The organism is Pseudomonas sp. F3-2, assembly GCF_038804275.1.
Classification (GTDB): Bacteria; Pseudomonadota; Gammaproteobacteria; order Pseudomonadales; family Pseudomonadaceae; genus Aquipseudomonas.
The window spans coordinates 5,708,535-5,730,833 of record NZ_CP152388.1 but is presented as its reverse complement, the minus strand read 5'-3'; the positions used below and the strand labels follow the sequence as shown (position 1 = coordinate 5,730,833).

18 protein-coding genes are annotated in these 22,299 nt (G+C 60.8%); 7 read left to right on the top strand and 11 right to left on the bottom strand.

Translation table 11 applies throughout. From position 1 onward, the window contains the following. Window positions 1-396: 396 nt before the first annotated feature. The 4 genes from AAGQ88_RS25525 to yrfG all read right to left on the bottom strand — a co-directional run bounded on the left by AAGQ88_RS25525 (window position 397) and on the right by yrfG (window position 5,346). Window positions 397-2,727: an FdhF/YdeP family oxidoreductase gene (locus AAGQ88_RS25525; protein WP_342655887.1), complete on the bottom strand. Its 2,331-nt coding sequence runs from the start codon at window positions 2,725-2,727 to the stop codon at window positions 397-399. 2 nt (window positions 2,728-2,729) lie between these two features. Next, window positions 2,730-3,569, bottom strand: coding sequence for a formate dehydrogenase accessory sulfurtransferase FdhD (gene fdhD / locus AAGQ88_RS25520; RefSeq protein ID WP_342653957.1), 840 nt, complete (start codon window positions 3,567-3,569; stop codon window positions 2,730-2,732). A 95-nt stretch (window positions 3,570-3,664) separates the two neighbouring features. Beyond that, window positions 3,665-4,552, bottom strand: a complete 888-nt coding sequence (locus tag AAGQ88_RS25515; RefSeq protein ID WP_342653956.1) for a LysR family transcriptional regulator — start codon at window positions 4,550-4,552, stop codon at window positions 3,665-3,667. A 131-nt stretch (window positions 4,553-4,683) separates the two neighbouring features. Continuing rightward, window positions 4,684-5,346 carry a GMP/IMP nucleotidase gene (gene yrfG, locus AAGQ88_RS25510; RefSeq protein ID WP_285425241.1) on the bottom strand — a complete coding sequence of 221 codons (663 nt, stop codon included), beginning with the start codon at window positions 5,344-5,346 and terminating at the stop codon, window positions 4,684-4,686. A gap of 96 nt (window positions 5,347-5,442) precedes the next feature. Between yrfG and nudE the strand changes: the two genes are divergently transcribed. Further along, complete coding sequence (nudE, locus tag AAGQ88_RS25505) at window positions 5,443-6,009, top strand: ADP compounds hydrolase NudE (RefSeq protein WP_285425242.1); 567 nt, start codon at window positions 5,443-5,445, stop codon at window positions 6,007-6,009. Further along, window positions 6,006-6,848 carry a 3'(2'),5'-bisphosphate nucleotidase CysQ gene (gene cysQ / locus AAGQ88_RS25500; RefSeq protein ID WP_342653955.1) on the top strand — a complete coding sequence of 281 codons (843 nt, stop codon included), beginning with the start codon at window positions 6,006-6,008 and terminating at the stop codon, window positions 6,846-6,848. Before nudE ends, cysQ begins: the two co-directional genes overlap by 4 nt. A gap of 323 nt (window positions 6,849-7,171) precedes the next feature. Here cysQ and AAGQ88_RS25495 read toward each other — a convergent pair whose 3' ends face one another. The 7 genes from AAGQ88_RS25495 to rfbB form a co-directional block, all read right to left on the bottom strand. Continuing rightward, window positions 7,172-7,642: a thioesterase domain-containing protein gene (locus AAGQ88_RS25495; protein ID WP_342653954.1), complete on the bottom strand. Its 471-nt coding sequence runs from the start codon at window positions 7,640-7,642 to the stop codon at window positions 7,172-7,174. Continuing rightward, window positions 7,629-9,008: a sigma-54 dependent transcriptional regulator gene (locus AAGQ88_RS25490; protein ID WP_342653953.1), complete on the bottom strand. Its 1,380-nt coding sequence runs from the start codon at window positions 9,006-9,008 to the stop codon at window positions 7,629-7,631. Before AAGQ88_RS25490 ends, AAGQ88_RS25495 begins: the two co-directional genes overlap by 14 nt. Further along, window positions 9,005-10,819 (bottom strand): ATP-binding protein, encoded by a 1,815-nt coding sequence (locus tag AAGQ88_RS25485; protein WP_342653952.1) that lies wholly within the window; start codon window positions 10,817-10,819, stop codon window positions 9,005-9,007. The genes AAGQ88_RS25490 and AAGQ88_RS25485 overlap by 4 nt, the downstream gene beginning before the upstream one ends. Window positions 10,820-11,126: 307 nt before the next feature. Beyond that, entirely contained in the window at window positions 11,127-12,008 is an 882-nt protein-coding gene (rfbD, locus tag AAGQ88_RS25480; RefSeq protein WP_342653951.1) for a dTDP-4-dehydrorhamnose reductase, read from the bottom strand. Then, on the bottom strand, window positions 12,005-12,550 hold the full coding sequence (gene rfbC, locus AAGQ88_RS25475) for a dTDP-4-dehydrorhamnose 3,5-epimerase (protein WP_093465842.1): 546 nt from the start codon (window positions 12,548-12,550) through the stop codon (window positions 12,005-12,007). The genes rfbD and rfbC overlap by 4 nt, the downstream gene beginning before the upstream one ends. Beyond that, window positions 12,547-13,422 carry a glucose-1-phosphate thymidylyltransferase RfbA gene (gene rfbA / locus AAGQ88_RS25470; protein ID WP_342653950.1) on the bottom strand — a complete coding sequence of 292 codons (876 nt, stop codon included), beginning with the start codon at window positions 13,420-13,422 and terminating at the stop codon, window positions 12,547-12,549. Before rfbA ends, rfbC begins: the two co-directional genes overlap by 4 nt. Further along, window positions 13,419-14,498, bottom strand: coding sequence for a dTDP-glucose 4,6-dehydratase (gene rfbB / locus AAGQ88_RS25465; RefSeq protein ID WP_342653949.1), 1,080 nt, complete (start codon window positions 14,496-14,498; stop codon window positions 13,419-13,421). Before rfbB ends, rfbA begins: the two co-directional genes overlap by 4 nt. 281 nt (window positions 14,499-14,779) lie before the next feature. Here rfbB and AAGQ88_RS25460 point away from each other — a divergent pair, with 281 nt between their 5' ends. From AAGQ88_RS25460 to AAGQ88_RS25440, 5 genes are all read left to right on the top strand, one after another. Continuing rightward, a complete protein-coding gene (locus tag AAGQ88_RS25460; protein WP_342653948.1) occupies window positions 14,780-17,698 on the top strand; it encodes an aminotransferase in 2,919 nt (972 codons plus the stop codon). A gap of 155 nt (window positions 17,699-17,853) precedes the next feature. Then, window positions 17,854-18,960, top strand: a complete 1,107-nt coding sequence (gene aguA / locus AAGQ88_RS25455; protein ID WP_342653947.1) for an agmatine deiminase — start codon at window positions 17,854-17,856, stop codon at window positions 18,958-18,960. Between the two features lie 111 nt (window positions 18,961-19,071). Next, window positions 19,072-20,294, top strand: a protein-coding gene (locus AAGQ88_RS25450; protein ID WP_342653946.1) for an IS3 family transposase whose coding sequence is annotated in 2 segments (ribosomal slippage) — window positions 19,072-19,423 and window positions 19,423-20,294 — 1,224 coding nt in all. Because the reading frame shifts where the segments join, the coding sequence is not laid out codon by codon here. A 183-nt stretch (window positions 20,295-20,477) separates the two neighbouring features. Further along, window positions 20,478-20,669, top strand: a complete 192-nt coding sequence (locus AAGQ88_RS25445) for a hypothetical protein (protein ID WP_342653945.1) — start codon at window positions 20,478-20,480, stop codon at window positions 20,667-20,669. 255 nt (window positions 20,670-20,924) lie between these two features. Beyond that, the gene (locus AAGQ88_RS25440) at window positions 20,925-22,193 is read left to right on the top strand and encodes an OprD family porin (protein WP_285425253.1); all 1,269 of its coding nucleotides are present in this window, start codon (window positions 20,925-20,927) and stop codon (window positions 22,191-22,193) included. The last annotated feature ends 106 nt before the right edge of the window (window positions 22,194-22,299 follow it).

Sequence of the window (22,299 nt, the reverse complement as noted above, 5' to 3'; positions counted from 1 at the left end):
CGTGTATACAAAACTCTAAGTTATTGTTTTTAAGCGGGAACTTATTGAATTTATTTCAGTCCTACGCTACTTCACACAGGCCCGAATCATGCGATTCGGGCCTTTTTTGTGGCCGGGTTTTACGGCTGGTGTGTGGATGATCGGGGCAGACCGTCGCTCGCGGGGTGTCTGAAATTTTTGGGGTGACAGGTTTTACGACTGCTGCGCAGCCGATCGCGGGCAAGCGACGCTCCTACGCCTTCGGCAGAGTCAAAAGCAATGCTAGCGGGCATCAGACGGATTCTGAAGCTGCACGCAATCGCACTGCTGCCGAAGGCGTGGAGCTTGCTCGCGAACTGCCGGGCACCGGCAGCGACGCCGGTGCACGCGGTGGGTGTCTGACGCTCCGAGGGCCGGTCAGATGATCCGGGCCACTTCGCTGTGTCGCTCCAGCTTGATCGCCACGAATTTCGACGTCGGCGTATGGCTGCCGTCGCCAACGCTTTCCAGTGGCACCAGCGGGTTTACCTCGGGGTAATACGCAGCAGCCTGACCCGCCGGAATGTCGAACGGCAAGAGCGTGAAACCCTTGACCCGACGCACCACCTCATCACCCCAGATCGACACGATATCGGCCTTCTGGCCCGGCACGAAGCCCAGACGGATGATGTCGGCCTCGTTGAGGAACATCACGTCGCGTTGACCTTTCACGCCGCGATAGCGGTCATCCAGGCCGTAAATCGTCGTGTTGTACTGATCGTGCGAGCGCATCGATTGCATGATCAGGTCAGGCACGATGCCGGTACCCCGAATGCTTTCGTGCAGCAGGTCGTTCGGCAACGCGTTGGGTTTGAAGTTGGCACGCGCACTAGGCGTGTTCCAGCGACGCGCACCCGCAGCGTTCCCCAGATAGAAGCCGCCCGGATTCTTGATCTTCTCGTTGAAGTCCTGGAACGACGGAATCGTGTCCGCAATCAGGTTGCGAATGCGGCTGTAATCGGCGACCAGCCAGAGCCAGTCAACCGGCTGTTTGCCCAGCGTGGCGTTAGCAATGCCCGCCAGAATCGCCGGTTCCGAACGCATGTGCGGCGACAGAGGTTTGAGCTGACCGTTCGAGGCATGAACCATGCTGAACGAGTCCTCGACGGTCACCGCTTGTGGACCCTCGGCCTGAATGTCGATGTCGGTGCGGCCGTAGCACGGCAGAATCAGCGCCTCTTTGCCATGCATCAGATGGCTGCGGTTCAGCTTGGTGCTGATCTGCACGGTCAGGTCGCAGTTACGCAACGCTTCGAACGTGCGCGGGCTGTCCGGCGTCGCTTGAGCGAAGTTGCCGCCCAGACCGATGAACACCTTGGAGCGGCCTTCGAGCATGGCGTGGATGGCTTCAACGACGTTGTGGCCATTTTCACGAGGGACTTTGAACTCGAAGCGTTTTTCCAGTGCGTCCAGGAAAAACGCTGGCGGACGCTCGTTGATGCCCATCGTGCGGTCGCCCTGCACGTTGCTGTGGCCGCGTACCGGGCACAGACCAGCGCCCGGCTTGCCGATGTTGCCGCGCAGCAGCATCAGGTTGGCGACTTCCTGAATCGTCGGTACCGAATGACGATGCTGGGTAATGCCCATCGCCCAGCACATGATCACGTTCTTGCCTTTGACGTACATGCGCGCTGCACGCTCGATGTCGTCCAGCGGCAAGCCCGACTGCTCGACGATGAACTCCCAGGTGGTGTCATCGATAGCGGCCAGATAATCCGAAATACCGTTGGTGTGTTCGTTGAGGAACGCGTGGTCGAAGATCGCCGGCTGATTGTTGGCCTGTGCCTCGCGCTGCCATTGCAGCACGAATTTGGCCATGCCGCGCAGCAGCGCCATGTCGCCGCCCAGCGCCGGGCGGAAGTAAGCGGTGTTGGTCGGTTCGGAGCCGTTGCTGAGCATCTCGATCGGGTGCTGCGGATGCTGGAAACGCTCCAGGCCACGCTCTTTGAGCGGGTTTACGCAGACCACCTGAGCACCACGTTTGACCGCCTCACGCAGCGGCTCGAGCATGCGCGGGTGGTTGGTGCCCGGGTTCTGGCCGAGGACGAAAATGGCATCGGCGTGTTCGAAATCGTCGAATGTCACGGTGCCTTTGCCGACGCCCACGCTTTGCGACAGCGCCACGCCACTGGCTTCGTGGCACATGTTCGAGCAATCGGGGAAGTTGTTGGTGCCATAAGCGCGCACGAACAGCTGATACAGATACGCCGCTTCGTTGCTGGCCCGACCCGAGGTATAGAACTCGGCCATGTTCGGGCTCGGCAGGTTGTTCAGGTGCTTGGCGATCAACGCAAACGCGTCGTCCCAGGCAATCGGCTTATAGCGGTCGGATTCGGCGTCGTAGACCATCGGCTCGGTCAGCCGGCCCTGATACTCCAGCCAGTAATCGCTCTGCTCAAGCAGGGAGCTGACGCTGTAACGCGCGAAGAAGGATGGGTCGACGCGGCGCTTGGTGGCCTCCCAGTTAACCGCCTTGGCGCCGTTTTCGCAGAACTTGACCATGCCGCTTTCCGGCGAGTCGCCCCACGCACAGCCCGGGCAGTCGAAACCGCCGTTCTGGTTGGTCTTGAGCATCATGCGCAGGTTTTTCAGCGCGTTGTCACTGGTCAGCCAGGCTTGGGTCACGCTGATCAGGGCGCCCCATCCACCGGCCGGACCTTTGTAAGGCTTGTAGCGCGGGACTGGGGTCTTGTCGGCTTGTTTGTGCATGCTCACGCTTTGTTCTCCAAGGCAGGGCTGTAAACCCGTGGCGCGCTGTGTTTAGGCAAATGGATCAGATTGAGGTTGTGACGACGTGCCCATTGCAGCGCCAGGCCCGTAGGCGAGGACAGGCTGACAAGGGTCTGAATGCCGGCACGCAAGACTTTTTGAATGAGTTCCAGGCTGCAACGGCTGGTGACCACGGCCAGGCCGCCAGTGGTCGGGATGTTCTGGCGGATCAATGCGCCGATCAGTTTATCGAGGGCGTTGTGGCGGCCGATGTCTTCACGGCCCAGCAACAGCTGGCCCTGATCGTTCATGAACATGGCCGCATGGACCGCGCCGCAATGCTCGCCCAGTGGCTGAAATTCGCTCATGCGCTCGCGCAGCCCGTCCAGCCACTGGGCCGGAGGCAAAGGCGCGCCGGGCAGCACGTTGAGTTCGGGAAGCGCCTGTTCCACCGCTTCCACGCCACACAGCCCACAGCCGCTGGTGCCGGCGAGCTGTCGACGCTGGGTTTTCAGGTTCCAGAATGCGCGGCTGGCGATCTCGACTTCTGCTGTCTGCGCAGAGCCGCAGCCGCCGAGCTTGATGTCGTAGATTTCGTCTGCGGATTCGATGATGCCGCTGCCAATGCTGAAGCCGACGATGAAGTCTTCCAGATCAGTCGGCGTCACCAGCATCACTGCCTGACTGATGCCGTTGTAAGCAATAGCCAGCGCCACCTCTTCGGCAAGCACGTTCGGCTCGCAGGTGTCGTGGGCAAGATTGGAGTAACTGTAAGACTGGCTTGCGGCGGGCGCGGGCAGTTGTTTTGCGGGCGCCGTGGTCTCCGTGTGCTTGGCTTGCATCAGGAATTACCGGCAGATTATTCAAGCCCTAAGCCTAGGCCTCCGGTCGGATAACGTCTAATCGCTAGTACTGATGCCGTGATAGATGACGTCGATCAAGAGGGCTCGATCATTTTCTGATACAGCGCAAAGCTGGCTTCGGCGAGTGCAGAGCGGGGCGCCGAGCGGCGCATGATCAGGCCCAGGCGGGCCAACGTCTGAGCCTGTTCGATGGGCTGCAGGCGCAGGTGTTCGGTGAGGGTTTCCAGACCGCCATCCAGCGGCATGATTGCGCAGCAGAATCCGCCATGAACCGCCTGCAGCAATTGATGCACCGCGTCGGTCTGGAGGATGGGCTGCGGATGCAGGCTGCGGCTGTGGAAGTTGTGATCGATCGACTGGCGAAAATGCATGCCGCTGGTGAGCATGCCCAGCGGCAACTCGATGAGGCTTTCCCAACTCAGCGGTTCTTCGCTGAAGCTGAAATAGCGCTGGTCGTACATCAGCCCCATGCGTGTTTCCGCCAGCTCCAGCGAGTCGAAGCGCTCGGTGTCGAGACGGTCCAGATAGGAAACGCCCAAGTCCAGACGGTTGCTCGCGAGCTGGTCCAGAATCTGCTCGGAACTGAGCGCCGACAGCTCGAAGCGCATGTTCGGATGAGTGCTGTGCAGGCGTTGCAACAGGGGCAGTGGATCGAAGTTGGACAGCGGCACCACGCCCAATCGCAACGTACCGACCAGATGCCCCCGACAGGCCGCGGCTTCAGCCTGCAAGCCGTCGTAGGCTGCCAGTACCGTGCGCGCCCAGGCCAGCACACGTTCGCCCGGCGCGGTGAACCCCTCGAAGCGCTGACCCCGGTTCACCAGTGGCAAGTCCAGCTCTTCCTCAAGGCTGCGCAGGCGCATGGACAGGGTTGGCTGAGTGATGTGGCACCGTGCGGCGGCCTGCCCGAAGTGACGGGTTTCGTCGAGGGCGATCAGGAATTTCAGCTGTTTGATGTCCATTGTCACTCCGCAAGGCACAGGGCTGGCCCGGCGATTCTAGCGCGGCAGGATGTCGCATGGGGTGTTGATTGCCGCCAGCTGCGTCAGTTGCGCACGGGCAGCGCTACCCCTGCAATGCGCCGTGCCGCGCCTTACAAACCCTGAATCAGCTCGCGATAATCCTCGACTGCGGCGAATTCCTCGGTGTCTTTTGGCCCCTTGCGGCTGTCGGGTTCCCGGACCGCCAGCAGGTGTTTGACGCCATAGCGTCCAGCGCTGCGCAGGATCGGCAGGGTGTCATCGATGAACAGGCTGCGCGCGGGATCGAAGTTGATATCGGCATGCAGCGCGTCCCAGAACTGCGGGTTCTCCTTGGGGAAACCGTAATCGTGAGAACTGATCAGACGCTCGAACCAGGGCGCCAGTTGCAGACGCTCCATTTTCAGCGAAAGCGAGTCGCGATGGGCGTTAGTGATCATGATCACGCGCTTGCCGGCCTGTTTGATGGCCGCCAGAAAGGTCTCCGCGTCGGGCCGTAATGCGATCAGATGGGCAATCTCGACCTTCAGGTCCTTCACCGACAGCTTGAGTTCCGCACTCCAGAAATCAGTGCAATACCAGTTCAGCGTTCCCGCGTTCTTTTCGAACAGCGGCATGAGTTCCATCTTCGCCAGGCTCAGGCTCACGCCGTGCAACTGCGCATAGCGCTGGGGCAAATGCTCCAGCCAGAAATGGTTATCGAAATGCAGATCCAGCAGCGTTCCGTCCATATCCAGCAAAACGGTGTCGATATCGCGCCATGGCAAAGAAGGCATACAGGTCCTCGGCATTGAAAAAGTCACGGTGGCTTTCCGACGACGACATTCGGAAAACCCACGGTATAGTACCCCGTCTACGCCAAGGAGCCTGTCATGCGCCAGAAACCCACCGTGCTTGCCCGCGAAATCGTCGCCAATAGTCGTCTGTTCCGAGTCGAAGAAGTGCAGTTGCGCTTCTCCAACGGCGTCGAGCGCGTGTATGAGCGTCTGGTCGGCCGTGGCAACGGCTACGGCGCCGTGATGATCGTGGCCATGCTCGATGCAGACCACGCGGTACTGGTCGAGGAATACTGCGGCGGCACCGATGAATACGAGTTGTCGCTGCCCAAGGGCTTGGTCGAGCCGGGCGAAGATGTGCTGGCCGCCGCCAACCGGGAACTCAAGGAAGAGGCCGGATTCGGGGCGCGCACGCTGGAACACTTGACCGAGCTGTCGCTCTCGCCCGGTTACATGAGCCAGAAGATCCAGGTGGTGCTGGCGACCGATCTGTATGAAGAGCGTCTGCCTGGCGACGAGCCTGAGCCGATGCGAGTGGACAAGGTCAATCTGCGCGAGTTGTCGAGTCTTGTGCAGCACCCGCAGTTCACAGAAGGGCGGGCTCTGGCGGCGTTGTACCTGGCCCGCGACCTGCTCGCCCAGCGTGGGGATTTCAAGCCATGAGCCGAGCGTTCGCCGATCTTCCGCACCCTCTGATGGCCCCCGTCGTCGAGCTTTGTCGTCGCGCGGGCGAAGCGATTCTGCCGTTCTGGCGCGCCGATGTGCACGTGATGGCCAAGGCTGATGAATCGCCTGTCACGGCTGCGGATCTGGCGGCCCACGACGTGCTGGCCGCCGGTTTGAAGGCGCTGGCTCCGGACATTCACATTCTGTCTGAAGAAGACGCCGACATCCCGTTGAGCGAGCGCGGGCAGTGGCAGCGCTGGTGGCTGGTGGACCCGCTGGATGGCACCAAGGAATTCATTTCCGGCAGCGAAGAATTCACGGTTAACGTCGCGCTGATCGAAAACGGTCGCGTGGTGTTCGGCGTGGTGTCGATGCCGACGACTCAACGCTGCTATGTCGGCGGCGCCGGGCTGGGCGCGTGGCGCAGTGACGATGACACGCACCTTGCGCCCATTCGCGTGCGCGACGTGCCGCCGAAGGGGGAGGCGTTCACGGTGGTTGCCAGCCGTCGTCACTCAAGCCCCGAGCAAGAGCGATTGCTGGCCGGGCTGTCTGCCGCAGTTGGCGAATTGCAACTGACCAGCGTCGGCAGCTCGCTGAAATTCTGCCTGCTGGCCGAGGGCGCTGCCGATTGCTACCCGCGTCTGGCGCCCACGTCGCAGTGGGACACCGCCGCCGCGCAGGGCGTGCTCGAAGGCGCAGGCGGTGTGGTGCTCGATCTGGCGGGAAATACGTTCGACTATCCGGCGCGTGAGTCGCTGCTCAACGGTTATTTTCTGGCGTTGCCGGCAGAGGCCGCATGGCGCGAGGCGTTGGTCGAATTGGCGAAGGGCTGACACTGCGTGTCGCCCAGGCGTAGATCCTGTGGGAAGGAGCTTGTTCGCGAAGCCTGATTTCCACCCGCTGCATCTCTACAACATGCACCGGCCTCTTCCCGGCTAAAGCCGGTCCTACGCCCGCCGCAAGCTTTTCGCAGGACGGGGTGCGGCCGGTCCTACGGACGCCGCAAGCTTTTCGCAGGACGGGGTGCGGCCGGTCCTACGGACGCCGCAAGCTTTTCGTAGGACCGGCTTCAGCCGGGAAGACGTCGGGTGTTACGGCGTTGACCGAAGGCACGTTAAAGACAGTTGATTCACGCCCAGAAGTGTTCGCAGCGCAGTCAGCGATGCAACACATACTGGCCGACAAACTCCACCGCCGACTCATCCGAGTCCTGCGCCACGATGCGGGTGTTCAGAGACAGCCGCGCGCGCCCTCGGCGCTGATACATCTTCACGAACCTGTCCCACGTCGCATCGTCCGGCGCGTCGCAGATCGCCACGCCATCGCGCTTGACCGGGAGGGGATAACTGATCTGTCCCTCCTGAATCACGATATGGCCGTCGTCGATGCCGGCTTCCTTCAGGCGCAGATACAGCCAGCCCCAGCCCGCCAGCACCGCGCCGCAATACAGGCTGCCGCCGAACAACGTGCTCTTGTGGTTGATGTTCTGTGCCAGCGGCAGATGCAGGCGCAACTGATGGTTTTGCCAGCTGATCACCTGCATGCCCATGTCGCGGGTCAGGGGAATGTCCTGGTGCAGAACCTCCTGCAGCTCGCGGGCTTTCGAATGTGGATCAATCGTTGTCATCGGAACCGCCACCACTGAACGTCAGGCCATGTTTACGCAACTTGTCGTGCAGGGTCTTGCGTGGCACGCCCAGCGCTTCGGCCAGGCTGCGAACGGAGCTGTGCGGGCGGGTCAGTTCGGCGGCGATCAGGGCGCGTTCAAACGCCTCGACCTGCTCGCTCAGCCCGCCGCCGGACGAAGGCAGGTCATCCTGTGGGGCGCCTTCCAGCTCAAGCTCGAGTCCCAGGGCAAAGCGCTCGGCGGCATTTTGCAGCTCGCGCACGTTGCCCGGCCAGCTGTGTCGCAGCAGCATCGCCCTGTGCCCCGGCTGCAGTTCGTGGCGCGGCAACCCGTGGCGCAGGCTGGCGCCATCGGCGAAATGCTGGAACAGCACCAGCGCATCTTCGCCCCGTTCGCGCAACGGCGGAATACGCAGCGGCGCGACGTTGAGCCGGTAGTACAAGTCCGGCCGGAATCTGCCCTGATCAGCGGCTTGCCGAAGGTCTTCCTTGGTCGCCGCAATGACCCGGATGTCCAGCGGGATCAACTGATTGCCACCGAGCCGCTCGACCACCCGCTCCTGCAACAGACGCAGCAGCTTGACCTGCACGTCCATGCTCATGCTCTCGATTTCGTCGAGGAACAGCGTGCCGCCATTGGCGAATTCGAATTTGCCGATGCGGCGCTTTTGCGCGCCCGTGAACGCGCCGGGTTCGTGACCGAACAACTCGCTTTCAACCACCGACTCCGCCAGCGCTCCGGCGTTGATCGCCACGAACGGGCCATTCCGCCGGTTAGACAGATCATGCAATGCGCGCGCGACAACTTCTTTGCCGGCGCCGGTTTCACCCAGAATCAACACATCGGCCTTGGTGGCCGCGAGTGCGCCGATCTGATCGCGCAATCGCTGGATCGACGTGCTGAGGCCGACGAGCCGTGTGCTCAGTTGCTGGCGGTCGCTGAGTTCCAGACGCAGGCTGCGGTTGTCCAGCACCAGACGGCGCAACGCCAGGGCACGCCGCACGCTGTCGAGCAGGGCGTCGCTGGCGAAGGGTTTTTCAAGGAAGTCGTACGCGCCCGCGCGCATCGCCTGCACCGCAAGCGGCACATCGCCGTGCCCGGTGATCAGCAACACCGGAAGCTCAGGGTCTTGCGCGTGCAACTGATTCAGCAGTTCAAGGCCATCGATGCCGGGCATGCGAATGTCGCTGACGATCACGCCCGGCCAGTCGCGTTCGATGCGGGCCTGCACACCTTTGGCGTCGCTCAGCGGCAGAATTTTCAGGCCGGCCAGATCAAGGGTCTGAGTCAGTGCCTGGCGCAAGTGCGGGTCGTCGTCGATCAGCACAACCTGTATGCGGCTGTCGATGGCGGTGTCCGTGGTCATGCAGATAGATCCTCCGGCGGTTGAAGGTTGACTCCCGAGGCACCGGTGCGCATACGCAATGTCAGCAGCGCGCCGCCTTCGGGATGATTGGCGAACAGCAACTCGCCGCCCAGTGCGCGCATCAGCGTATCGCAGATCGCAAGCCCGAGCCCCAACCCCTGTGTGCGGGTCTTGGTGGTGAAAAACGGTTCGCGGGCATGTTCCAGCGCTTCCCTGGAAAAGCCCGGACCGTTGTCCCGAATGTACAGGCTGACGCCCTCGGCATTATGCTCGGCACTTATCCACAGTTTGCGCGGCGGGCCTTTTTCGGTCAGTGCATCCAGCGCGTTCGCGAGCAGATTGCCCAGCACCTGGCGCAAGCGCGTCTCGCCTGCCTGAACCCACAACGTGGCGTCGGGCAGGTCGCGGATCAGCTCCACTTCCATCGCCCGACGACGCTTGGCAAGCAGCGCCAGTGCATCGTCCAGCGCCGGTTGCAGCGCCACGCTTTCAGGGGCATGACGATCCCGCCGTGCAAATGCGCGCAAATGAGCAATGATCGAGGCCATGCGCCCGGTCAGTTCGCTGATCAGTTTCAGGTTGCCCCGGGCGTCGTCAGTGCGCTGATGATCGAGCAGCACTTCGGCGTTCTCTGCGTAGCTGCGGATCGCCGCCAATGGCTGATTGAGTTCGTGACTGATGCTGGCGGACATTGTCCCCAGCGCCGACAACTTGCCTGCCTGAACCAGCTCGTCCTGAGCACGGAAAAGCTCTTGTTGCGCCTGCTCGCGCTCCAGCACTTCCTGACGCAGGCGTCGGTTGAGCCCTTCCAGATCGCTGGTGCGCTCGATCACCCGCGCTTCCAGCTCACGCCGCGCCCGCGCCTCGAAGTCGATCCGGTCCAGATAATGCCGGCGCCGCTGCATCATGATGCCCAGCAGCAGCATCAACACCAGCAGCGTCGCGCCGCCAACGGCGACAACCGTGCGCACAGGCCGTGACACCAGCACCTTGGGCGCGAGAATGTTCACACTCCAGCCGGTTTCATCGATCTGCTGGGTTTGCGTCAGCCAACCGTTCTCGTCCAGTTGCAGCGGCCGGGGATCCCGGGTCGGGTAGGGCTGAATGGCGATGATCGCTTGCTTTTCTTCTTCGCTGAGCGGCCGCGTGGCCCTGAAGCGCCAGCTGGGGTTGGAGGTCAGAATCACGACACCGTTGTGGTCGGTGACCAGCAGTTGTTCAGGGGTCTTGCCCCACAGCGTTTCAGTCAGATCCAGATCGACCTTGACCACGAGCACGCCGATCACGGTGTTGCCGTCGCGCACGGCGGCGGCGAAGAAGTAACCGCGTTTGGCCGATGTGGTTCCCAGGCCAAAGAAACGGCCGAGATTGCCTGCCATCGCGTTGCTGAAGTAGGGACGGAAGGCGAAGTTGCGGCCGACGAAACTGTCGCGTTTGTCCCAGTTCGAAGCGGCAAGGGTGTCGCCGTTCGGCGCCATCAGGTAGATCACTTCGGCACCGGTCTGGCGCGCGGTATTCATCAACAGTTGGTTGGCGCTGTCCTGGGTGTGTTTGTCCTGAGGGTTGGCGAGCATGGCGCGCAGGCCGGGGAGGTCGCCCAGAATTTGCGGCAGGACTTCGTAGCGGTGCAGGGTGCCGAGCAAGTTGGCGACGTACAGATCGAGTGTCTGGCGATTCTGGCTCAACAGTTCGTTGCGATAGTAATGCTCGGCCAGACGTTCGAGCGGCCACAGCAGCGGCGCCAGGCACAGCGCAAGCAGGGCGAGGCTGCGCCATCGGGGGCGGCGTGGTAGAGAGGAAGTGCTGGTCATTGAATCGCCCGAGTGGTCCGTTGCGATGCCTGGTTCATGCCGGTCAGGTTATGGTGCCTGAACCGGCCTCTTCGTGAGCAAGCTCACTCCCACATTGAATGCCGTTCGCTTTGGAGCAAATTTTCCCAAAAAGGAATGGTGTTCGCTGTGGAGCGATTCACTCCATCAGGAAATGGCATCCGGGGAATGGCTCAATTCTGCAGGGGAACGTATTCCTTGTGGGAGTGAGCTTGCTCACGAAGGCGGCCGTTCAGGCGCTGCAGCGTGCTCCGCCCGGCTGCCGTGGCATCGGTTGGCGCCATTATGCCTAGCGCTGCTGCGCTAAGCACTCCAGCATTGCATCGTGCCAGTCTGGTTGGCTCACGCCCCATTCACGCTGCAGGCGACTGCAATCCAGGCGCGAATTGAGCGGGCGAACGGCGGGGGTCGGGTAGGCGCTGGATGGGATGGGCTCAAGGACCGCGCATGGCTTGCCGTCTTTGACCAGTTGCTCGCCAATGGCTTGAGCGAAGCCGAACCACGAAGTCTCGCCACTGGCCGTCAGGTGATACACGCCCCAGGCGCCGGGCCTGCCTTCGCGCCAGCGCTCGATCAACTGCCGCGTGCTCTGGGCGATGGTGCCTGCCCACGTCGGCGCGCCGATCTGGTCGGCAACGATGGTGAGCTCCTCGCGCTCCTGCAGCAGGCGCTGCATGGTCAGCAGAAAGTTGCGTCCTGTCAGCGAATAGACCCAACTGGTGCGCAGAATAAGTGACTGCCCGCCCGCTGCCGCGATCGCCTGTTCGCCCGCCAGCTTGCTCTGGCCGTACACCCCGAGAGGGTTTGGCGCGTCATGCTCGTTCCACGTTCCCTCTTTGCTGCCATCGAAAACATAGTCGGTGGAGTAGTGAATGAACGGGATCCCCAGCGCTGCGGCTTCTTGAGCAAAAACGCCCGGCGACGTCGCATTGATCGCGAAGGCCAGATCCGGTTCGCTCTCGGCCTGATCCACCGCCGTGTGCGCGGCAGCGTTGATGATCAGATCCGGCTGAATGCGGCGGACCACCTCGCCGATAGACTCGGGCCGGCTCAGGTCCAGTTGATCGCGGCCCAACACGATCAACTCGCCCAGATCTTTCAGGCTCTGCTGCAACGCCTGCGAGACCTGCCCGTGCTGTCCGCTGATCAATATCCGCAGCGATGCACTCATTCGAAGACGTCCGCGTCTTTGAGGGTTTTCCCGACCTGATCCTTGGCCGACAGCTTGGGCGGCTCCGTCAGGCCCCAGTCGATGGCCAGTTCTTCATCGTCCCAGCGAATGCAGCGCTCGGCCGACGGGGTGTAGTAGTCAGTGGTCTTGTACAGGAATTCGGCGTAATCGCTCAGCACCAGAAACCCGTGGGCGAATCCTGGCGGAATCCATAGCTGCCTGGCGTTCTCGGCGGACAGCTCAAGCCCGAACCATTTGCCGAAATGGCTGGAGCCGCGACGGATATCCACAGCGATGTCGAGCACCTTGCCCGCCGTGACCCGCACCAGTTTGCCCTGCGGGTTTTCGATCTGATAATGCAGGCCGCGCAACACGCCTTTCTGCGAGCGTGAATGGTTGTCCTGCACAAACTGCGCGTCGACCCCGGTTGCCTCGGCGAAGGCCTTGGCATTGAAGCTCTCGTAGAAGAAGCCACGCTCATCGCCGAACACCCTGGGTTCGATGATGAGGACTTCTGGCAACTCAGTCTCGATGACGTTCACTGACTTTCCCCTGCGACTTTGAACAGGTACTGACCGTAGCCGGTCTTGCCGAAATAGTCAGCCCGTTTGAGCAGGTGCGCGCGGTCGATCCATTCATTCTGGAACGCGATCTCTTCAAGGCATGCGACCTTCAGGCCTTGTCGGTGCTCGATGGTCTGCACGTATTGCGACGCATCGAGAAGGCTGTCGTGAGTCCCGGTATCGAGCCAGGCGAAGCCGCGGCCAAAGCGCTCGACGCGCAGATCGCCGCGCTTGAGGTAGGCGTTGTTGACGTCAGTGATCTCAAGCTCGCCGCGGGGCGATGGCTTGACGTTCTTGGCGATCCGGATCACTTCGTTATCGTAGAAATACAGCCCGGTGACGGCATAGCTGGACTTCGGCGCCTTGGGTTTTTCTTCGATGGACAGTGCGTGCCCGTCCTTGTCGAAGTCGATCACGCCAAAGCGTTCCGGGTCTTTGACCCAATAGCCGAACACAGTGGCGCCGGCTTTCTGTTCGGCTGCGCGCTTGAGTTGGTCGCTGAAGTGCTGACCGTGGAAGATGTTGTCGCCCAGAATCAGGCAGACCGAATCGTCGCCGATGAATTCTTCGCCGATCAGAAACGCCTGCGCCAGCCCGTCAGGTTTGGGCTGCTCGGCATAATGGAAATGCACGCCGAACTGGCTGCCGTCGCCCAACAGCGCTTTGTATTGGGGAAGGTCCAGCGGCGTCGAGATAATCAGGATTTCTTTGATGCCCGCAAGCATCAATACCGAGATCGGGTAATAGATCATCGGTTTGTCGTAGATAGGCAGCAGTTGTTTGGAGACCCCGAGGGTGATGGGGTGCAAACGGGTGCCGGAGCCACCAGCCAGTACAATTCCTTTAGTCATGCGATCAGATCCTTCACGTTGGTGCCCAAGCGTTCACCCTGATAGCTGCCGTCCTGCACGTTGCGGCACCATTCCAGGTTGTCGAGATACCACTGCACGGTTTTGCGCAGCCCGGATTCAAAGGTCTCTTCCGGCTTCCAGCCCAGTTCGCGCTCGATCTTGCTGGCGTCGATGGCGTAGCGCATGTCATGGCCGGGGCGATCGGTGACGTAAGTGATCAGGTCCGCGTAGTTGGCCACGCCTTTGCGCTGTTCCGGCGCCAGGTCCTCGAGTAGCGCGCAGATGCCGCGCACCACATCGATGTTCTTCTGCTCGTTGTGGCCACCGATGTTGTAGGTCTCACCGACCTTGCCCTCGGTGACGACCTTGAGCAATGCGCGGGCGTGGTCTTCGACGAACAGCCAGTCACGCACCTGCAAGCCGTTGCCATAGACGGGCAGCGGTTTGCCGGCCAAGGCATTGAGGATCACCAGCGGGATGAGTTTTTCGGGAAAGTGGAAAGGACCGTAGTTGTTCGAGCAGTTGGTGACCACGACCGGCAAGCCGTAGGTGCGCTGCCAGGCCCGGACCAAGTGGTCCGAAGCAGCCTTGCTGGCCGAATACGGCGAGCTTGGCGCATAAGGTGTGGTCTCGGTGAACAGGTCGTCGACCCCGTGCAGGTCGCCATACACTTCATCGGTCGAGATGTGATGGAAGCGAAAGGCCGCGCGTTCGGCTTCAGGCAAGGTCTGCCAGTAGCCACGTGTCGCTTCGAGCAGGCTGTACGTGCCGACGATGTTGGTCTGAATGAATTCTGACGGCCCATCGATCGAGCGGTCGACATGGGATTCGGCCGCCAGGTGCATGATCGCCTCGGGTTTGAAGCGCGCCAGCACTTTGCTGACGCCGGCCTGATCGACGATGTCCTGCTGAACGAACTCATAACGAGTGTTGGTTGCGATGCTCTGCAGCGATTCGAGGTTGCCTGCGTACGTCAGTTTGTCGAAGTTCAGTACGTCATGGTCGGTGTTGTTGATCAAATGGCGGATCAGCGCAGAACCGATAAAACCGGCGCCACCGGTGACAAGTATTCGCATAGCTAAACCTTCTTCCCTGGATGGACGTCAAGATACGAAGCATAGCTTGTGGGCGGGCGGTGCCCACGCGCAAGGCGCAAAGCGCCCATCGGCCATGAAATTAATTGATTGCCAAGCCCTGAAAGCGTCATAAAACCGCCGCGACTGTTTCACGGGCTTAACGGCTACGCTATCTATCGATCAGTTCTGGTTTTTCTTTATGACACCTCGCGGTGGGGTTGCCTAAAACCCGTGCAACTGGCGATATTGCCTGCTTCCTCTCGTTTACAGGGCTTTCGCTCATGCCGCTCGCCACCTTGATTCGTCGATCCAGTCTTCCGTGCCCGGAAATCAGCGCTGCGCAGGCTGCCGGATTGCTGGCGACGTATTACGGGCTGTCGGGATCGTTGAGGGAGCTGGGCAGTCATCAGGATCGTAATTTCCTGCTCGATTGCGGTGACGGGCGGCGTTTCGTGCTGAAAATCTGCCACGGCGATTACTCGACGGCAGAACTGCAAGCCCAGCACGCAGCGCTGGCGCACCTGCGCAATCGGCCTGACGTGCGAGTCCCGGCGGTGCAACTCACAGTGGATGGTCAGGACCTGCTGTCCATCGAAGTCGACGGCAATGCGGTGCACGCCCGGCTGCTGGAATTCATCGACGGCCAGCCCCTTGCTCATGTCTCGCACCTGAGCCCTCACGTTGCCACCCGGTTGGCCGAACTGTGCGCCAGAGCCGACAGGGCGCTGGCCGAGTTCGAACATCCGGGGCTTGCGCGCATTCTGCAATGGGACCCGCGGCACGCCAGTGCGCTGATCAAGCATCTGCTGCCGGTCATCGACAGCGCCGAGAAGCGCGCTTGCATCGCTGTAGCAGCCGAGCAAGCGCACGCCCATCTGTTGCCGTTGATCAGCGCGCTGCCGGTGCAGGCCATCCACATGGACATCACCGAATACAACGTGGTCTGGGAGCGCGATGCTCATCATCAGTGGCAACTGAAGGGGCTGATCGACTTCGGCGATCTGGTCAGCACCTGGCGCATCGCCGACCTGTCGGTGACCTGCGCGGCGTTGCTGCACCATGCCGAGGGCGACCCGCTTTATATAGTGCGCGTCGTCAAGGCGTACCACGCGATCAACCCGCTTGGCAGCGAAGAGCTGCAAGCGTTGTGGCCGCTGATCGTGGCGCGTGCAGCCGTGCTGGTGCTCAGCAGCGAGCAACAGGCGAGTATCGAGCCGGACAACGCCTACATTCAGGCCAACCTTGCCAGCGAATGGAACATCTTTGATGTGGCGACTTCGGTACCGGTGGCGTTGATGCAAGCGGCGATTCTCGACGCCGTGGGCGAACGTGCGGAAGAGGACGTCGTCGAGACGTTTTCTCCGTTGTTGCCAAGTCTGAGCGATCAGCCTTTCACAATGATCGATCTGGGTGTGCTCAGCGAACATTTCGAGGCGGGTAACTGGGAGCAATCCGGAATCGACGAGCGGTTACTCAAGGAAGCCGCGCAGCGCCATGGCCTGACAGCGAGCCGCTACGGCGAATATCGGCTGTCGCGAACCCTGCCGGACAGCGCGAAAGAGCCGGAGACATTCGCCCTGCATGTGGAATTGCAGATTCCCCACGGCACCGCCGTGCACGCGCCGTTCGCCGGCTCGCTGCGCCACACCGCAGATGGTGCGCTGCTGCTGAAGGGCGCCGAGTCGAGCCTGCGTCTCTGGGGCGTGCGTTCGGACTTCGATTCGGGCGTCGAATTCGGGGTCGGCGACGTCGTCGGTCAGGGCGGCGGTTCGCTGATCGTGCAGCGGTGTTCGCTCCCGGATCTGAGCCCGCCGTTGTTCACAACACCATCGCGCGCGGCCGCGTGGCGCACGCTTTGCCCGTCACCCAGGCGCTTGCTGGGCTTTGATTGCGACGCACCGGCGCTGGAAAACCCGGAAGAGTTGCTGGCGCGTCGGGATGCCAGCTTTGCCCGCTCGCAAAAGCACTATTACCAGGCGCCACCACAGATCGAGCGGGGTTGGCGCAATCATCTGATCGACATGCACGGCCGCTCCTATCTGGACATGCTCAACAATGTCGCGGTGCTCGGTCACGGTCATCCGCGCATGGCGCAGGTCGCGGCGCGGCAGTGGTCATTGCTCAACACCAACTCGCGTTTTCACTACGCTGCCATCGCTGAGTTCTCCGAGCGGCTGCTGAAGTTCGCGCCTGAGGGCATGGACCGGGTATTTCTCGTCAACAGCGGCACCGAAGCGAACGATCTGGCCATCAGGCTGGCGTGGGCTTACAGCGGCGGGCGCGATGTGCTGAGCGTGCTGGAGGCCTACCACGGCTGGTCCGTGGCGACCGATGCGATCTCGACTTCCATCGCTGATAACCCGCAAGCCCTCAGTACGCGCCCGGACTGGGTTCATCCGGTGGTTGCGCCCAACACCTGGCGTGGCGAATTCCGAGGCGCCGACAGCACACCTTTTTATCTGAAGAGTGTCGAGGCGCACTTGAGTCGGCTGGCCGAGCAGGGACGCCAGGTTGCCGGATTCATCTGCGAGCCGGTGTATGGCAACGCCGGCGGGATTTCGCTGCCGCCCGGGTATCTGCAGCAGGTCTATCAGAAGGTGCGCGAGCAGGGCGGCGTGTGCATCGCCGACGAGGTGCAAGTCGGCTATGGCCGTTTGGGCCAATATTTCTGGGGCTTTGAGGAACAGGGCGTGGTGCCGGACATCATCACCATGGCCAAGGGAATGGGCAACGGCCACCCGCTCGGCGCTGTCATCACGCGTCGCGAGATTGCCGAGGCGCTGGAGGCTGAGGGGTATTTCTTCTCGTCTTCGGGGGGAAGCCCGGTCAGTTGCCGGATCGGCATGGCTGTACTGGATGTCATGGAAGAGGAGCAGCTTTGGGAGAACGCGCGGTCGGTGGGCGATTACTTCAAGGAGCGGCTGATGGCGCTCATTGATAAACATCCACTGGTCGGCACTGCCCATGGTTCCGGCTTCTATCTGGGACTTGAGCTGGTGCGTGATCGCCAGACCCTGGAGCCTGCCACCGAAGAAACCACGTACCTGTGCGATCGGTTGCGCGAGCTGGGCATATTCATGCAGCCGACTGGCGATTACCTGAACATCCTGAAGATCAAGCCGCCGATGGTGACCACCCGTCGCAGCGTGGATTTCTTCGTGGATAACGTGTCGAAGGTGCTGAGCGAGCTCGAAGGCTGAGTGTCCCCGATGCGTCAGCTGACAGATTATTATCCGCCAGATTTGACAGCCTTCAGCCCTAAAGGCAGGAAATGGCTTTTTTATTCGATTTTTATCGTCTATAAGGTGCGTTCTCTGCCGCTAAGCTTCGACGAACAGATGGAGTCCTGAATACCGTGACCACTCTCAACAGCACACCCCGCGTCGATGGCTTTTACATGCCAGCCGAATGGGCCCCGCAAACCCAGACCTGGATGGTCTGGCCCGAGCGTCCGGACAACTGGCGTCTGGGAGGCAAACCGGTGCAGAGCGCCCATGTCGCGGTGGCCAAGGCGATCGCCCGTTTCGAGCCTGTGACTGTCGCGGTGTCTGCGGCTCAGTACGACAACGCCCGGGCCCGTCTGGACGTGCCGAACATTCGGGTCGTCGAGATCAGCAACGACGACGCATGGGTCCGCGATACCGGCCCGACCTTCGTCATCAATGACAGCGGCGAAGTACGGGGCGTGGATTGGGATTTCAACGCGTGGGGTGGTTTCGACGGCGGCCTGTATTCGCCCTGGAACCTGGACTCCGCGCTGGCAAGCAAGGTGCTGGAAATCGAACGCTGCCCTCGTTATGCCACCAAAGGTTTCGTGCTTGAAGGCGGCTCGATTCATGTCGACGGCGAAGGCACGCTGATCACCACCGAGGAATGCCTGCTCAACCGCAATCGCAACCCGCACCTGAATCGCGAGGAGATCGAAACGGTGCTGCGCGATCATCTGTCGGTCGAGAAGATCATCTGGCTGCCGGACGGTCTGTACAACGACGAAACAGACGGCCACGTGGATAACTTCTGCTGTTACGTGCGGCCCGGCGAAGTCCTGCTGGCCTGGACGGATGACCCGAAAGACCCGAACTTCCCGCGTTGCCAGGCGGCAATGGGTGTTCTGGAAAACGCCCGTGACGCAAAGGGCCGGCCTTTCATCGTGCACAAAATGCCGATTCCCGGTCCCTTGTTCGCCACGCAAGAAGAGTGCGATGGCGTTGATCAGGTGCACGGCAGCCAGGAGCGCAACCCTTCGGTGCGTCTTGCCGGATCGTATGTGAACTTCCTGATCGTCAACGGCGGGATCATTGCCCCAAGCTTCGACGATCCACTGGACGAAACGGCTCGTCAGATCCTTCAGAAATTGTTCCCGGAGCATGAGGTCGTGATGGTGCCGGGCCGCGAGCTGTTGCTGGGCGGTGGCAACATTCACTGCTTGACCCAGCAACAGCCGGCACCACATCGCCGCTGAGTTGGTTCACTTCTTGCTGTCATGAAGCCCATCGAACGATGGGCTTTTTTGTGGGTAGTGTCCCGTCCTGAATAAGGTTTACACCTTCTGACCTTTCCTCAGGAGGAACCAATGGATTCGGGAAAAAGGCGCAGTCAGCGTGATTACACGCTGGGCTTTAAATTAGCGGTCGTCGATCAGGTCGAAAAAGGCGAGTTGAGTTATAAAGAGGCTCAACGGCGTTACGGAATTCAGGGGCGTTCGACTGTGCTGGTGTGGTTACGCAAGCATGGGCGCCAAGACTGGAGCCAAGGCGCCTCCATTCGTGCCCAGAGGAGCCGACCGATGGACGACCCGAAGCTGCCGCTGACCCCAGATCAGCGAATCAAGGAGCTTGAAGAAAAGCTCGCCCTTGCCAATCAGAAAGCCCAGTTCTTCGAAGCCGTCGTTGACGTGCTGAAGAATGATTACGGTGTTTCCGTTGTAAAAAAGCGATCCGGCAAGTCCTTTCCCAAGGGCAAATCCAAGGCCTGAGCATCGTCAGGGCTTGCCAGTTTCTGGGCATCTCCCGGCAGGCTTACTACAAGCGAAACCGGGTCTGCGACATGCAAACCAACCACGCCCAGAAAGTACTGGGGTTTGTACTGGAAACCCGACTTCAGATGCCACGACTGGGCACACGCAAGCTGCACGGACTGATGCAAGCCGAGCCTGAACTGGCGCGAACGGTGGGTCGGGATCGGCTATTCGACATCCTGAGAGAAAACCGCCAACTGATTGCGCGCAAGCGCGCCTACCACAAGACCACTGACAGCCATCATCGCTTCCGTCGCCATCCCAACAGGCTAAAACCTGGTCTCGACCAAGTAACAGCCACTGGCCCTGAGCAGGTCTGGGTAGCAGACATCACCTATTTGCCCACCCAGCAAAGCGTCGCGTATGTGAGCCTGGTGACCGATGCTTACTCTCGAAAAATCGTTGGTCATCATGTGCATGAAACCTTGCATGCCGAATCGGTTGCGCAGGCGATGCGCAAGGCATTGAGGGGTAGGAAAACGGATCAGGCACTGGTGCATCACTCAGATCGCGGCTCGCAATACTGCTCGGATCTGTACCAGAAGCTGCATGCCATGCACGGGGTAAGGTGTTCGATGACAGACGGTTATGACTGTTACCAGAACGCACTCGCAGAGCGGGTGAACGGCATATTGAAAACAGAGTTTTTGCTGCATCGCCCGAGAGACTTGGCCGAAGCCAAACGTATGGTCGACGAATCGGTAGATATCTATAACCGCAAGCGGCCCCACCAGGCCTTGAAATACAAAACGCCCGATGCGATGCATCGAGCGTTTTAAGGGTGAAACAGGTGTAAACCTATTTCAGGACTGGACATAGCGTTTTCTCGAGTGCCCCGCGAAACAGCGCCATCGGGTTACCTGAACAGTTACCCGGTTCGTTCGTCTGTAACAAAAGCGCCGTAGATTTCGCGGTCCAAGACGCAAGAGGTTATCCCTATGAACGCAGGTCATGAGTCGCGAGTGACTCGAGGTTTGTCTGCGAGCAGTGAAGCACGGCAGATGATGGCGGACTGGTTACGGATAACCCAGGCTCCCCGTTTACAGGAGCAGGCACAGACACCCGATTACCGGGACATGTTGGTCAAACGCTACCCACGCGGCCTGATCAACGATGCAGAACTTGAGGCACTGCTGGGCATTCTTCACGGCTGAAACGTGCGCCTTTCACCTGCCGGGAAGGGCGTAAGCCGTATGTCTGTTCGGGGTTCATCAAATTGACATGCCCGTATGCGGCGGATAGCATTCGCGCCTCCACCGCCTGTGGCCAAGCGCCATGTACGTGCATCAGTAGTCCACTGCGATGATTTCGTGCTGGCTTCCGGAGTGCTTTTTTCGTTCCGGGAGACGCAATTACCTGTCCGGGTATTTGCCACAGCGCGCGATTAATCTGCTCACAAGGACAACAAGATGAAACAGCGTATCGGTTTGCTCGCTCTGGGCATCTTCGCCGCCAGCCACGCCATGGCGGACGGCCAGGCAGACGCCAACGGCTTTGTCGAAGACAGCAGCCTGAAGGTCAATCTGCGTAACGCGTACATCAATCGCGATTACAAGAACGGCCCTCAAGACCGCGCCGAGTGGGGCCAGGCGTTCATGGCCAACTATTCGTCCGGTTTCACCCAGGGCACCGTCGGCGTGGGCGTCGATGCATTCGGCCTGTACGCGGTACGTCTGGACGGTGGCAAGGGCAAGAGCGGCGCCGGCGGTATCGACTTCTTCAAGCAAGGCGACAGCGGCAATGCAGCCGATGACCTGCAGCGCTTCGGCGGCGCGGTCAAATTCCGCATTTCCAACACCGTGCTCAAATACGGCGACATGATGCCCGAGCTGCCGGTGCTGAGTTACGACAACTCGCGTCTGCTGCCAGAAACCTACACCGGCACCATGATCACATCCGAAGAGATCAAGGACCTCAAGCTGGTGGCTGGCCGTTTCACCGGTCTGACCCGCAAAAGCGCCGAAGGCCGTGACAGCGGCGACCTGAAGAGCATCAACGTCTACGGTGCCGCCTACAAGTTCACCGACGCCCTGAGCGGCGCGTTCTACGCCTCCGACGACGAAGACACGCTGAAGAAGCAGTACGTGAACCTGAACTACGTCTGGGCACTGCCGAAAGATCAGTCGCTGACCTTCGACTTCAACGGCTACAAGACCAAGCTGGACAAGGACGTTGCGGTCAATGACGACCGTGACAACAAGATCTGGTCCCTGGCCGCGACGTGGGCTGTGGGCATCCACTCCTTCACCATCGCGCACCAGCGCAGCACGGGTGAAACCGGCTACAACTACGGTGGCTACCGCAACAACGGCGGTTTCAGCGATGGCGGCAACACCATTTACCTGTCCAACTCCTACTGGTCGGACTTCAACGGCAAGGACGAGCGCTCCTGGCAGGCCGGCTATGGCGTGAACCTGGCCACCGTCGTCACGCCTGGCCTGAGCTACAAGATTGCTTACGTTCGCGGCGACAACATCGACGACGGTTCAGGCCGTGGTCGTGGCGAAGAGCGCGAACTGTTCAGCCAACTGAGCTACGTCGTGCAAAGCGGTCCGGCAAAAGACCTGTCCGTGCGTCTGCGCAACTCGTTCCTGCGCGTTTCCAACGATGTCGATCAGTACAACGTCGGCGGTAACGAAACCCGCATCTTCATCGACTACCCGATCAACGTTTTCTGATGTTGAACGGCTGTTGAGCTGACGTTGCAAAGAGCGCCCCGGTCCCGTGACCGGGGCGTTTTTGTTTCGTCGGTCGATCTTCCGTTAACATCGCACTTTCCCACTT